The 14315-nt window shown below is 59.5% G+C and carries 6 protein-coding genes; all 6 read right to left on the bottom strand.

The features are described from left to right. Positions 1-17 precede the first annotated feature (17 nt). Positions 18-500, bottom strand: a complete 483-nt coding sequence (locus ACVDG9_RS06615) for a hypothetical protein (protein WP_447237586.1) — start codon at positions 498-500, stop codon at positions 18-20. A gap of 40 nt (positions 501-540) precedes the next feature. Next, on the bottom strand, positions 541-7125 hold the full coding sequence (locus tag ACVDG9_RS06610; RefSeq protein ID WP_447237585.1) for a VCBS domain-containing protein: 6585 nt from the start codon (positions 7123-7125) through the stop codon (positions 541-543). A 643-nt stretch (positions 7126-7768) separates the two neighbouring features. Then, on the bottom strand, positions 7769-9142 hold the full coding sequence (locus ACVDG9_RS06605) for an HlyD family type I secretion periplasmic adaptor subunit (protein WP_023001593.1): 1374 nt from the start codon (positions 9140-9142) through the stop codon (positions 7769-7771). Continuing rightward, on the bottom strand, positions 9139-11142 hold the full coding sequence (locus ACVDG9_RS06600; RefSeq protein WP_447237584.1) for an ATP-binding cassette domain-containing protein: 2004 nt from the start codon (positions 11140-11142) through the stop codon (positions 9139-9141). Before ACVDG9_RS06600 ends, ACVDG9_RS06605 begins: the two co-directional genes overlap by 4 nt. Next, complete coding sequence (locus ACVDG9_RS06595) at positions 11139-12734, bottom strand: ATP-binding cassette domain-containing protein (protein ID WP_075281285.1); 1596 nt, start codon at positions 12732-12734, stop codon at positions 11139-11141. Before ACVDG9_RS06595 ends, ACVDG9_RS06600 begins: the two co-directional genes overlap by 4 nt. Before the next feature lie 439 nt (positions 12735-13173). Beyond that, positions 13174-14208, bottom strand: coding sequence for a capsular polysaccharide export protein, LipB/KpsS family (locus ACVDG9_RS06590; protein WP_447237583.1), 1035 nt, complete (start codon positions 14206-14208; stop codon positions 13174-13176). Between the last annotated feature and the right edge of the window lie 107 nt (positions 14209-14315).

Raw genomic sequence — 14315 nt, 5'->3', positions numbered from 1 at the left:
TTCAACGTGGCTGTTGGTCAGTCGCACGCGTCGTAGCGGCTGTCGCCGAATTCCAGCCAACGCTGACCGTCGTCTTCGAACACCAGGTATTCGGAGTGGTCTTCCCCCAAGAGGGCGACCACAAAGCCGCGCGGCGGTTGTGTTTTGCCGAAGTAGCTATAGGCTGTCATAGCTCTTATATCGGTCCCGTTCACCGTCACGACAGCATCCCATTCCCCGTCGGGTTGTTCCGGAGTGTGGTATTCAATTCTCTGTTTTCCTGCCGCCTCGCCACAATAGGCGACACCTTTGGACGGCTGCGCCGACACCCGGACGAACCGCCCGTTGAAGATGGAACACGAGGCACCTGCCAACTGGTTCGGGCCGCATCCCCTTTCGAGTGCCCATGAGCTGCTGTGCATCCTTTCGCCGGCAGGAAAAACAGCGCGCCACTGTCCGGCGGTAGCGGGAACCGCTGCAAAGGTGAGTGCGACAGCGAAGCAAATGCCGAATTTGAACATATCTTTTAGTCCCGATTGGAATTTAGGCGGCCTGACAGGCCTACCCGTGCTGGTTCGTATCGTCATTTGGATTGGGCAAGAGAGGATCTGGCAAATCGGCAACAGAAACGTCATCCGGGGCGGCGGTACTCGCACCGTGTTGTCCGTCATCATCCAGGTCTGACACATCATCGCCCGGCAGCGTCGCTGGGTCTGGCAGATCGCTCAAAGTCGTGGCGCTGGCAGGATCGACACCGACTGCATCAAGATAGGCACCCAATTGGTCTGCGTGTACCGGTGGAGCCTGAGGCGCCTCCGGATCCTGTCCGATTGCCTCGAAATAGGATGCCAGTCTTCCGGCTCCGGCGTCAGCAGGTTCAATTGGCGGCTGCTGCGGCGCATCCGGATTGGTGTCACCGGTCTGGCTCTCGACGTGACCAAGCCCGGTTGTAGCATCCGCAACGTCTTGGGAAGACGTGTCGTGGTCTGGCGGCGGAGCTGGATCGGCACTCATCAGATCGATGGTGATGTCGTCAATATCTGGCTCATCGGGCGCATCATGCTGAACGGTTGGCACAGGAGAGAAGGTAATGCCTTGCAGTACCGTGTGATCGACATGGTGGCCACTGCTACCGTGAACGCTTTGAACATCGATCTGGACCTGAACATCCGCAGTCCCGGCAGAGGCGCCCTGCTGAACGATGTGGAAGGTGTCGATGTGCTGACCAGACGCTGCGGAAGTCCCGCCCTGCTTTATGACACCCGAGTTCTGTTGATAGTGATACTCGAAGTGTCCGGTTTGCTGATCAATGACCAATGTCCCGTAGAGGCCTTGCAGCGAAACGACGACACCGCCATGCCCATTGTCGATGCCCCATCCACCTTGGCCACCGCTGCTGAACGTTCCGGAAAGATGTTGTGAGCCCACGCCCTGCACTGCTGCAACGGATGGCGTCACGGCGGGTGCGTCGTAGGTACCGGTCACGGTAATGACGAGATTTTCCGTACCGGTGGCACCAGCTCTGTCGGTCACGGTCACCGGGATAGTGAGTTGTTCGACCTGGCCTTGCGCCAGATGCTGGTAGGCGGCGTGAGACGGATCAAAAGTCCAGGAGCCGTCGGTGTTCATCGCGAAACCATCGACGGGATGACTGATCGAGAAGCTCTTCGTGTCGCCTGTATCCACGTCCGTGGCGATCATCTGTCCCGTGACGACCTTGCCGTCTTCCACTGCCGATGCCGTGGCAGCAGTCAGGACCGGACCATCGTTGGTGCCGGTTACGGTGATAACAAGGCTTTGCGCGTCAGTTGCCCCGGCGCTGTCGGTGACAGCGACCGGGATGGTGACCTGCTGGGTCTGCCCAGCTGCCAGATGCTGGTAAGCCGCATGGCTTGGGTCGAAATTCCACGAACCGTCCGTGTTCATCGTGAAGCCGTCGATGGGCTGACCGATGGAGAAGGCCTTGGTATCTCCGGCGTCGATATCCGTTGCCACCATCTGTCCTGTGACAGAACTGCCGTCTTCGGTAGCCGAGGCTGTCGCTGCCATCAGGACCGGGGCATCGTTGGTCCCCGTAATGGTGACGGTGATGTCATGGGTGGTCCCGTCAAGACTGGCGACTGTGAGCGTATCCGTGAGCGGCGTGCCACCTACCTGGAGCGCCTGAACGGCGGCTTGACTGTTGTCGGCCGTATACGTCCAGTGGCCCTGGGCATCCAGCGTGAATGTGCCGTATGTCCCCGCACCTGCCACGCCCGTGACCGGCGCAAACGCCGACTCGCCCGCATCCGGGTCAACAATCATCAGGGTGCCGTCCACCGTCAGCAAGCCACCAGTGACGTGCTTGTCTTCCGTCACCAAGCCCGTGTCGGTTCCCGTGATGACTGCTGCGTCCGGTGTCGCCCCCAGAACCAGGCTTGCGGTTTGCGGGACACTTCCGCCGTGACCATCGGTGACCTGGTAGCTAAGGCTCACCGGACCGTTGTAGTTGGCATCCGGAATGAAAGTGAAGCCGTGGGCCACGTCTCCCGTGATGGTACCGTGGCTCGCGGTCAGGTTCGAGACGGAGAGGACATCTCCCGTGTCGATGTCCGTGGCATGGGCCAGAAGCTGCGCCGCAGAGATCAGAACAGCCTTGTCCTCCGTTCCCCTACCCAGATCGACCGGGCTGGACACAACGGGCCCGTCGTTGCTGCCCGTGACCGTGATGACGAGGTTCTGGGTGTCGGTCGCCCCGGCGTGGTCGGTGACGGTGACCGGGATGGTGATCTGCTGGGTCTGGCCTGCAGCAAGATGCTGATAGGCGGCATGGCTGGGGTCGAAGCTCCACGAGCCGTCCTGGTTCATGGTAAAGCCGTCGACCGCCTGACCGGCCGCGAAGGTCTTGGTGTCGCCGTGATCGACGTCGGTTACCACCATCTGGCCGGTGACGGACTTACCGTCCTCCGTCGCCGAGGCGGTCGCCGCGCTCAGGACTGGCGCGTCGTTGGTGCCATGGACGGTGATATCGATCCGGTGCGCGGTGCCATCGGCCGAGTGCACTTCGTAGATTGCATGGCCTTCCTCACCCGCCGCGAGGGCCTGGATGGCGGGATGGGTATTGTCGACCTCGTATCCCCACCAGCCGCTGCGAAGGATGTGCAAGCTACCACCGAAGGGATCCGAGACCGCGTGTTCGCCCAGGCTGTTGGACTGGAAGTGGTCGAAGGCTGTGCCATCCGGATCGTGGACGGTCAGGATGCCGCTTACACCGAGCTCATGCACGGACGATCGTCCGACATTCTTGTCCTCGGTGAGATCACCCGTATCAGTCCCGGTGATGATGGCGGCATCATCAGTCGCAGCCAGCGTCAGAGAGGCGGTCTGGGCGGTGCTTCCACCATGACCGTCGGTGACCTGGTAGCTCAGCGTGACCGGGCCGTTGTAATCCGGGTCGGGCGTGAAGGTGAAGCCGTGTGCGGCATCGCCGGTGATTGTTCCGTGGTCCGCACTCAGCCCTGTCACCGACAAGGTGTCGCCCGTATCAATGTCAGTGGCATGGGCCAGCAGCTGCGCTGCCGAGATCTGGACGGAATGATCTTCCGTTCCCCTGCCGAGATCGACCGGGCCGGACACAACGGGACCGTCATTGCTGCCGGTGACCGTGATGACGAGGTTCTGCGTATCCGTCGCCCCGGCGTGGTCGGTCACTGTCACCGGGATCGTCAGCTGCTGGGTCTGGCCTGCGGCAAGATGCTGATAGGCGGCATGGCTGGGGTCGAAGCTCCAGGACCCATCCTGGTTCAGGGTGAAGCCGTCCACCGGCTGGCCGGCCGCGAAGGTCTTGGTGTCGCCGTGATCGACGTCGGTTACCACCATCTGGCCGGTGACGGACTTACCGTCCTCCGTCGCCGAGGCGGTCGCAGCCTTCAACACAGGGGCGTCGTTGGTGCCGGCAATCGTCACGCTCAAGGTGTGCTTCGTACCGTCGACTGAGGTCACCTCGAACCTGTCGGTCAGTGTGTCGCCCGGCTTCAGACCCTGAACGGCAGCCTGGGCGTTGTCGGCGAAGTAGTTCCAATGCCCCTTCGCATCGATGGAAAAAGTGCCGTAGGTCGCTGCACCTGTTTGCCACCCAACCGGTGTGAAGGCCGCTTCCCCTGCGTCTGGATCCGTGACCGTCAACGTTCCCTGCGTCAGGAGTTGGCCGTGAAAAGCTGCGCGATCCTCGGTCAGGGCTCCTGTATCGGTGCCGGCAATTACCGCCGCGTCCGGTGTCGCGCCAAGCGTCAGGGAGGCGGTCTGGGCAACGGTGCCGCCGTGGCCGTCGGTGACCTGGTAGCTGAGCGTGACCGGGCCGTTGTAATCCGGGTCCGGCGTGAAGGTGAAGCCGTGTGCGGCATCGCCGGTGATTGTTCCGTGGTCTGCACTCAGCCCTGTCACCGACAAGGTGTCGCCCGTATCAATGTCCGTGGCATGGGCCAGCAGCTGCGCTGCCGAGATTTGGACGGAATGATCTTCCGTTCCCCTGCCGAGATCGACCTGGCCGGACACAACGGGACCGTCATTGGTACCGGTGACCGTGATGACGAGGTTCTGGGTGTCGGTCGCCCCGGCCTGGTCGGTCACCGTCACCGGGATGGTGATCTGCTGGGTCTGGCCGGTGGCAAGGTGCTGATAGGCGGCATGGCTGGGGTCGAAGCTCCACGAGCCGTCCTGGTTCATGGTAAAGCCGTCGACCGCCTGACCGGCCGAGAAGGTCTTTGTGTCGCCGTGATCGACGTCGGTTGCCACCATCTGGCCGGTAACGGACTTGCCGTCCTCCGTGGCAGAGGCTGTCGCAGCTCTCAGGACCGGCCCGTCATTGGTGCCATGGATGGTGATATTGATCCGGTGCGCGGTGCCGTCGGCCGAGTGCACTTCGTAGATTGCGTGGCCTTCCTCACCCGCCGCGAGGGCCTGGATGGCGGGATGGGTATTGTCGACCTCGTATCCCCACCAGCCGCTGCGAAGGATGTGCAAGCTACCACCGAAGGGATCCGAGACCGCGTGTTCGCCCAGGCTGTTGGACTGGAAGTGGTCGAAGGCCGTGCCATCCGGATCGTGGACGGTCAGGATGCCGCTTACGCCGAGCTCATGCACGGACGATCGTCCGACATTCTTGTCCTCGGTGAGATCACCCGTATCAGTCCCGGTGATGATGGCGGCATCATCGGTCGCACCCAGCGTCAGGGAGGCGGTCTGCGCAACGCTCCCGCCGTGGCCGTCCGTGACCTGGTAGCTGAGCGTTACCGGGCCGTTGTAATCCGGGTCCGGCGTGAAGGTGAAGCCGTGTGCGGCATCGCCGGTGATTGTTCCGTGGTCTGCACTCAGCCCTGTCACCGACAAGGTGTCGCCCGTATCAATGTCTGTGGCATGGGCCAGCAGCTGTGCCGCAGAGATCTGGAGGGAATGATCTTCCGTTCCCCTGCCCAGATCGACCGGGCTGGACACAACGGGACCGTCATTGCTGCCGGTCACGGTGATGACGAGGTTCTGCGTATCCGTCGCCCCGGCGTGGTCGGTTACTGTGACCGGGATCGTCAGCAGCTGGGTCTGGCCCGCAGCAAGATGCTGATAGGCGGCATGGCTCGGATCGAAGCTCCAGGACCCGTCCTGGTTCATGGTGAAGCCGTCAACCGCCTGGCCGGCAGAGAAGGTCTTTGTGTCGCCGTGATCGACGTCGGTTGCCACCATCTGGCCGGTGACGGACTTCCCGTCCTCGGTCGCCGACGCCGTTGCCGCCTTCAACACAGGGACATCGTTGGTGCCGTGGATTGTGATCTGGATCCGGTGCGCGGTGCCGTCGGCCGAGTGCACTTCGTAGATCGCGTGGCCCTCTTCGCCCGCTGCAAGCGCCTGGATAGCCGGATGGGTGTTGTCGACCTCGTATCCCCACCAGCCGCTGCGAAGGATGTGCAAGCTGCCACCGAAGGGATCCGAGACCGCGTGTTCGCCCAGGCTGTTGGACTGGAAGTGGTCGAAGGCCGTGCCATCCGGATCGTGGACGGTCAGGATGCCGCTTACACCGAGCTCATGCACGGACGATCGTCCGACATTCTTGTCCTCGGTGAGATCACCCGTATCAGTCCCGGTGATGATGGCGGCATCATCGGTCGCACCCAGCGTCAGGGAGGCGGTCTGCGCAACGGTGCCGCCGTGGCCGTCGGTGACCTGGTAGCTGAGCGTGACCGGGCCGTTGTAATCCGGGTCGGGCGTGAAGGTGAAGCCGTGCGTAGCATCGCCACTGATGGTTCCGTGGTCTGCACTCAGCCCTGTCACCGACAAGGTGTCGCCCGTGTCGATGTCGGTGGCATGGGCCAGCAGCTGCGCCACAGAGATCTGGACGGAATGATCTTCCGTTCCCCTGCCCAGATCGACCGGGCCGGACACAACGGGACCGTCATTGCTGCCGGTCACGGTGATGACGAGGTTCTGGGTATCCGTTGCCCCGGCCTGGTCGGTGACAGTGACCGGGATTGTGACCTGCTGGGTCTGGCCCGCGGCCAGATGCTGATAGGCGGCATGGCTGGGGTCGAAGCTCCAGGACCCGTCCTGGTTCATGGTAAAGCCGTCGACCGCCTGACCGGCCGAGAAGGTCTTTGTGTCGCCGTGATCGACGTCGGTTGCCACCATCTGGCCGGTGACGGACTTCCCGTCCTCCGTCGCCGAGGCCGTCGCAGCCTTCAACACAGGGGCATCGTTGGTGCCGGTGATAACGACCCGCAATTGATGAGACGTTCCGTCCGCGCTGTTGACCGTAAACCTGTCGGTTAGCGTGTCCCCCGGCTTCAGTCCCTGGATGGCTGCCTGACTATTGTCGGCATGGTAAGTCCATTGGCCGTCGGCGTGGATTTCGAAATGACCATACGCACCTGCGCCGGCAGGACCGGTGACCTCGGTGAAGTGATCCTGTCCTGGATCAGGGTCGACGATCTGCAATTTGCCGCCGGCAACCAATGATCCTGAAACGACGTTCCGATCTTCCGTCGCAACGCTCGTGTCGACGCCGCTGATCTGTGCAGAAGTCTGAGATGGTGTCTGGGTCGCAATCTGGGCAGGAGTTTGCTGGGTAGTCGCCGGCGGATGTGCGCCGCCAGTGAAGGTCTGCACCCCAGTGAGCAACACGGAGGGCTGCTGCGTTCCGCCGGGAGGTTGAGTTCCTGCCGGTGGCTGTGTTCCACTAGGTGGTTGTGTTCCGCCAGGTGGCTGTGTTCCCGCAGGAGGTTGACTGCCGGAAGGAGGTTGTGTTCCGACCGACGTATGCGAACCGACCGGCGGAAGAGGCCTTGGAGGAGCGTCCGGCAGAGCTGACACATCCACCGAAGGATGAGAGTGTGGCAGCGTTTGAGGGGCGTCTGGCGCCCCCACCGAAAAGCCAGGTTGGGACACGCCCGGCGCCTGATGGAGATCGGTTTGATGACCTGATGCAGGCGCCGCATGTTCACCCTGGTAGGTACTCCTCGGTGCAGCCTGTTGCCCGGCAGCTGGCGTGGCAGGCGCAACGCTGTGAGCCTGACCTGACGCATCGGCCGGAGCATGACGCGGCGACGGACTGTTTATCGCGTCATCGTTTAACGTTGGACGCCCTTCCTCCTCATTCTCCAGCAACTGTGTTTCGGCGGGGGGCGTATCCTCTCCTTCCGAGATTGGCGTCCATCCAAAAACTTCTTCTGGCTGGATCTTCCTGGAATCCTTGATCTCCTCCGGCGTTCTACCCTGATCCTGCGAAGTGGCTTTTTTGTCCGGTTGATCGGCCATCACGGTGCTCCTACCGCTCGCTCAGCGCCAGATCCAGGTTCGTATAGATCGGCTTCCAGATGTATTCGAAGACTGTCTTCTTGCCTGTCAGGATATCCGCCTCACCGGTCATGCCCGGCAAAAGCGAATAGCGACCCGGATCATCACCAAAATGAGTAACGGGGACGGACACCAGAACTTCGTAGTAGGCGGTTCCGCGCTCATCAACGATCGTTGTTGGTGAAACCTCGATCACCTTCCCGGTCAGAGAGCCGTAGCGACTGAAATCGAAGGAATCGACCTTGAGTTTGGCAGGCTGACCTATGGAAACAAAACCGACATCCCGAGGGGGCAACTGTGCCGTGAAGCGCAAGTCCACGTCCCGTGGAACGATTTCAGCCACAAGCCCACCAGGTTCGATCACCCGGCCGACAATTGTCTCGGGAACCGATTGCACAAATCCGTCCACCGGGCTGCGCAGTTCTGTTGACCACAAGCGCCTCTGGATCCGCTGCATTTGTTCGTCCAGCGCACTGTGTTCCGTGTGGATTTCAGCAATCCGCTGGCGTGCTTCGGAGGCCTCGTTCAATCCGACGCGTTCGAGGTTTTCCTGCAGCTCCGAAATCTGCGCTTCAGCAACGGCGCGCCGTCCTGAAAGGGTCGAAAGCTCATACTCATATCTCGCCTCTTCCTGCACGGCCGCAACCAGCTGAGGACGTGCCGCAAGCCCTCGGTCCACCAGGTCTCGCAGGCTTTCTGTTTCCTCCCGGGCGACGGTGAGTTGCCGCTCGATCGCAGGTTGTTCGGAATCAATTGCCCAGACATCTGCCGCCTTTTCGGCTATCTGGCGATTGATGACGTCTCTTTCATTGGACAGGAAGGCGACCCTCGCCTCAAAAGCGGCCATTTCCCGGTTGATGAGTTCCTCAACAGTTCGCTGGTTTGTTGAAGGTGCCGTGGCCGTCCCGTTCTTGACCGCAATAAGATCCGGCGGTGCCGTGAAAGGAGCGGCAGCTTTCTGGAACTCAGGGGTTCTTGTTTCCACGATCGCCAGCAGCCGCTCACGCTCAAGCGTCAGCGCAAGTGATTTTGTCTGCGCTTCACGGAGCTCCGACTTCAACTCGCTATTGTCGAATATCGCTATGACGTCGCCTTTTGCGACCGTCCCGCCCTTGCGCACAACCAGTGTTGCCAACGCCCCACCATGTTCGCTCTGCAGGCGCTGCACTTCGCTGACCGGTTCGATTACGCCCCGCGCCTTGGCAACTTCATCAACAGGCGTCGCAACGGCCCACGCAATGAACAGCACCAGGCAGATGCCGATCACGGCTGCAGCCATGTTGGTCAGCCTGACCGCCTTGCCGTCATTCAGTTCAAACTGACTATCCAGATGGGTCGCTTTCATCGGCTGGCGTCCTCCGACGGATCGATTGGTTGACTGGCGGGCTTCACAGGACCGAAATAGGCCATGCCGCCATCGTCCAGAATAAGTGCGTTGTCCGCGAGTTCGGCCAGGGTTGTGTCGTGCGTCGCAAGGAAGATCGTTGCCTTGCCCCTGGCTGCTTTCAGGAATTCTTGAAGTTGCTTCCGGCTTCCCGCCGTTGCTGCGCCGGTGCTGTCGTCCAGCAGTATGAACCGGCAATTTGCCGCTGCATCATTGTCTGCAGTCGAGTGCCATTCTTCCCTCAGCTGCGCAAAGGCCTTTTCATCTGTTTCACCGTGATAATCGCCGATCCGAAGAAGGCAGGTGGATCGCGCCAGGTCATCTGGATCATACTGGCTTACCGAGCGACCATTGATTGACAGGCGCCCTGACTGGGCAGGAACAAGGCCGGAGATCACTTTCAGAAGTGTCGACTTTCCAGCGCCGTTCGGCCCCATGACAATCGTGAGAGTTCCAGGAGCACAATTGAACGAAACGCCTGTCAGGGCCGGCTCCGAACTCTGGTCGAACTTCAGGTAAAGGCCCTTCCCGCTGACTTCCGGCGGGCCTTGCTCCAGCCTTTCGAGCGATGCAGGCTGTGCCTGCGGCGTTCCCCAGGAAAATGACTGCTCGAGCCCCGAAATTGCCTGACGGATCGCCTTCAACCGCGGAATAGCCAGGAAAAAGGCCTGGGAAGGCCCTGTGACGCGCCAGGTCAGCAACATTGTTCCAATGAGCGCGCCTGCCGTGATGGTGCCGTTCATGGCAAGGGCTATACCGACGCAAAGCGTTGTCAGGGCTGCGCCCGTTCCAAGAACATAAGCAAGAGACTGCAGGGCAGCAGAGCGCTGCGCCTGTCGGTGCTTCACGAAAGCCGCCTGCCGGGCAAGGGATACAAACTTGGTGAACCAGGATCTTCCATGATCGATGTTCCGGATTACCGCGGCCTTCGCACTCAGCTCTGTCAGGGCCTCAACGCGCTTCTGATTTGCATTTTCAAGCTGCGGGTCCAGGCTCTGCCTGGTTTCGCTCAGGATCCAGCTCAAGGCGAAAAACAGCGTCAGATAAATTGCCGGCACAATGGCCATCCAGCCGCCGACAAAAGCAATCGCAAAAATCGACAGCGGCACAAACGGGGCATCAAAGATTGCGGGTGTGTTCTGAGATGCAAAGGCCTCTGCTCCCATCGACGTCGTTTGCAACCTGCCTTGCAGCCGATCGAAACCCAACTTGTGCCGGATTGCGTGAGGCAGGCGCAAAATACGCGACAACGACATCAGTCGGATTACCGCGACCAGACGCGCATATTCGGCCGCAAGGATTCTCGCCCGCATACTCCGCAAAATCACGATGGCAAGAAGTACGACACTTGCGCCTGAAAGCAGCGGGATCAGGCTCTCCGAGGCTTGTGCCCCCAGAACCCGGTCGAAAATCGCCATCGAAAAGAATGGGATGAACAGCGCAAGCGCATTGAGCACGAGCGACAGAAACAGCGCCGTCATGGCGACCCTGCGCATCCGCGCGCGCACCGAAATGGCATGGACCGTCGCGACGGAGTGTTCCGGGTTATGAACAAATAGCAGCTTGCCGGCGTTCCTTATGCGGCGGCGAACCTGGTCGCGGTCGAGGCCTGCGGAAGATGTCGAGAATTCGCGTGTGTCCTCCCGGACGAGCGCATGTACTCCTTGCCTGTCCTTTACGACCAGGGCACCGTCCAGTCCGCTCAGCCATGCGGCGGGCAGCTTCGCTTCAACGCTCGCGCCGATATCGATAAGATCAAGCACCATCGCCGCGTCATCGAGCGACTGCAGTCCGGTTTCATGTGACATCGCCGCGCCCAGAACTTCGCTGGAACGGCGCCAGCCCAGCTCGGTCAGAACGGCCAGCAGGACATTTTCAAGATCCGTGCGTTGAACCGGATCATCGCTCGACCATCCGGCAGCCATTGTGGAACTTCCCGACACTTTGGACTGAACATTCATGCGGCGGCTTCCGTCATCGGCACTTGTGGGACGGGAAGATTCACGCAGTTTTCGAACTGCTCGACCAGTCCTCCGGCGTTGTCGAACACAATGGTCGTGACCTTGCCTTCAAGGGCCCTCAAAAGACCGGTCAGCTGATCAATGCCGCGCGCGTCGAGAAAAAGGGAGGGAGATTTCAGCAACAGGACTTGAGGTTGACCTGCCAGAGCTCGAACCAGCATGAGACGCTTCAGGTGCCCATCTGACAGCGGTACACCAAGACCGGGAGACAAACGCGTTTCCAGCCCGTCGCGCAGTCGTCCGATCGCGTCGGCCAGACCGAGCTGCTCGGACAACCACACGGCTCGCCCGGTCGCCTCGCTGTCAAAGGCCGTCATGTTTTCCAGCAGCGTTCCGTTGAAGACGGTGAGCCCTTCATCGCAAACGGACACGCGGCACTTAAGTGCAGAGACAGACTTTCCGTCTGCCGCGAAAATCTCGGCCTTCTTTAGCGGGCCGGTGCCCTCTGCGTCATTTTCCGACAGTGCATGTACCAGTTGGCCAAAGACTGCCGCAGCCTGCTGCCCATTCGAAGGACGAACGACAAGGCACTGTCCGGGTTCGCAGACAACCCGGCAACCCTCGACGTCAAATCGCAAACCAATATTCCCTTCACTTTCCACTGCTGTGCCCCGAAGAGAGTGGGCAGAAGGCAACGCAAGAAGGTCCTGGATGGTCTTGAACGCGGATGCGGAAACCCGGTGCCGGGCAAAGGCATTCACAAGACCAAGAAGACCGGCAACACCCCTTTGCCCGAGGATCAGACAGGCTGCCAGCCCCCCGGTCGTCATGTCACCGGCAAGCACGACCATTGCACCGACACCCAGCACCAGAACCGTTGTCGCCAGACCGCCGGTCTGACTGAGGTTGAGCGAGGCTGCAAGGCTGCTTTCCGAGGTCTCCTGGGCTGCCGCCTTTCGTTTCTCGTGCAGGCGCAACTTGCCGGCAAACTCACCCAGCTTCCCGCGTGCGATAAGCCGGTCAATGTGTTCGCGGCAATTCATGATAAGTGAAGCTTCTTCGGCCGAGGCCTCGAACAAGGCCTTGCCTGCCTTTGCCTGCCTGTAGGCGGAAAACAGTGCCAGAGCGCCAAAGACAACGACCACCGCCAACGGCCCGAACACGGTGGGCCCGCCCAGGAACCAAACCAGGACGAGAAAGGTGATCGCGAAGGGCGCATCGAAGACGGCAAGCGTCGATTGCCCTATCAGGACATCGTTGGACCTGTTGATAGCTGTAAACAGCTCGCGAATGCGCCCGGGGCTGAACTGCCCGAGCCTGTTTGCGTCAATGGAGAGCAGCTTCTCGGCCGTCTTGAACGACAGCTCATATTCCGCCTGCGCCGCAAGCCGCCCCAGGATTGAAGCCCGCGCATATTTCACCAAACCATCCAGCAAGATGGCCAGTGCAACGGCGGAAAAAATGACAAAGGCAGTTCCAACCGCCTGATTTGCGAGAATTCGATCGTAAACCTGAATAAGTGCGAGTGGCAAGGCAAGGGCAAGAACGTTTGAAATCAACGAAAGAACGATCAACCAGAGACGTATGGTCATAAGTTCGGCTCTCTTTGGCGACAGACATCATCGCACCCGCAATCCGGCCCCCACGCATTGAGCCAGCCAACATTGCCAAAGCCTATTTCGTTTTTCGTGAATTCTTACTTAAGGGAACTAATGAAATTTAGCTGATATACAACCCAAAAACGTCATGTAATTGCAAAAACTATCCATCTTGTGGAGCTTCTCATTGCAAAAATTACGAATTAAATAATATATGCTAGGAACCGACCCTTACAATGCAGAGATCTATTTAATCAAATGCTCCGCTCTCGCGCCTCAATGAGCCATTCAATTCTAACCACATTCCACAAGCTGCTCGTCTACACCCGCGTAAAACTTGGCTCCTGAAGGCAACTTTTTCAGCCACTGACAATGCTATGTGCAAAACCTCTCCCTAACTTTGCATTCCGGATCTCTTGAGCGCGATTGAGTCTCAGGCCTCACTGCGTGCAAGTCGGATTCGTTCTTCCAGTTGGTGAACCGCCTCTTCAAAGGAGATCTCCCGAACAGGATCGTGTTCCAGATAGTGACTGTAGTCGAAATAAAGTGCAGCAAAGACTGCTTCCAGGGATACCGGGTGACGTCGGTTCAATCTCACCAGGTTTCGCTCAACGGTTAAGCCCCAGCCTCCATAGAATGGAACTCCGAAAGTGTGGACCTCACAGCCAGCAAGAATAGCTTCGAACCCCAGTTGACTGGATACGCAATAGACCTTGGCACAGGCCTCCAGAAGCGGCCAGGGATTGATCGCTTCCGGTGTTAAACGCAACCGACCTTCAGTCAGGGCCTTGGCGCAATTCTCATCCACTTGCGCGAGAGCCTGGAGGACTTCATGCGTGAAATGCCCTGCCTTGCGCCCGATCATCGTTTCCGGGTGAACCTTGATCAGGATCTCAGCTTCACGGTTCTCCTGAATGGCGACTTGCAGCATCTGGCGGAAGGTTTCATCTTTTGCAAATGCTCCCGGTATCGACGCGTCGCCGGCGGTTTGATCAATAACAAGTACCCGATCCCTGCGGTCGGAAGATTGCAAACAAAGCTCTGAAATGTCCGAGAAATCGAAACTGTTGTACTTCGAGAGCCGCTTGGACCGGATCAAGTCGATGGCATCATGGATCTCTTGCGTCCGCATGGGCTTTGCAAAACGCCGACGAACAAAACACTCCAGATCACTTGGCTGGCGGGCATCGTAATAGATACCTGTTCGATCAAGGACCAGGGAGATCGGCTTTTCCTGGTTGCCAGGTCTGACGGATCTCAAAAATCCATCCTCAAAAGCGACATAAGGAAGATGGTGTTTAGCCGCCATGTCTCGAGCACGCTGCGCGGTCGGCTTGTGCCCCCAACCGGCGATAGCGTCTAATCCTTGAGTGACACCCTGAACACCAAATGGCGTAAACCCGGAAATAACATCAATTGCGTGTCTCTGTTTCCACAGCCCGGAGGTACTTAAACCAATTTTTGTCAAAACGGTATTCCACGATTGTAGTGCAATTCACCATGCAGCTTATTTTTTAAACGTAATCTAAGCGGAAGCCCTTATAAACGTTTAGGTAAATTGCGCATCATCTGCTT

The organism is Roseibium sp. RP-7 (assembly GCF_053005225.1).
This window is presented reverse-complemented; position numbering and strand designations above follow the sequence as displayed.

Bases quoted from the DNA above. Each gene is read 5' to 3' on its own strand.
- ACVDG9_RS06605 (WP_023001593.1), bottom strand. From the start codon at position 9,142: ATGAAAGCGACCCATCTGGATAGTCAGTTTGAACTGAATGACGGCAAG.
- ACVDG9_RS06615 (WP_447237586.1), bottom strand. From the start codon at position 500: ATGTTCAAATTCGGCATTTGCTTCGCTGTCGCACTCACCTTTGCAGCG.
- ACVDG9_RS06600 (WP_447237584.1), bottom strand. From the start codon at position 11,142: ATGAATGTTCAGTCCAAAGTGTCGGGAAGTTCCACAATGGCTGCCGGA.
- ACVDG9_RS06595 (WP_075281285.1), bottom strand. From the start codon at position 12,734: ATGACCATACGTCTCTGGTTGATCGTTCTTTCGTTGATTTCAAACGTT.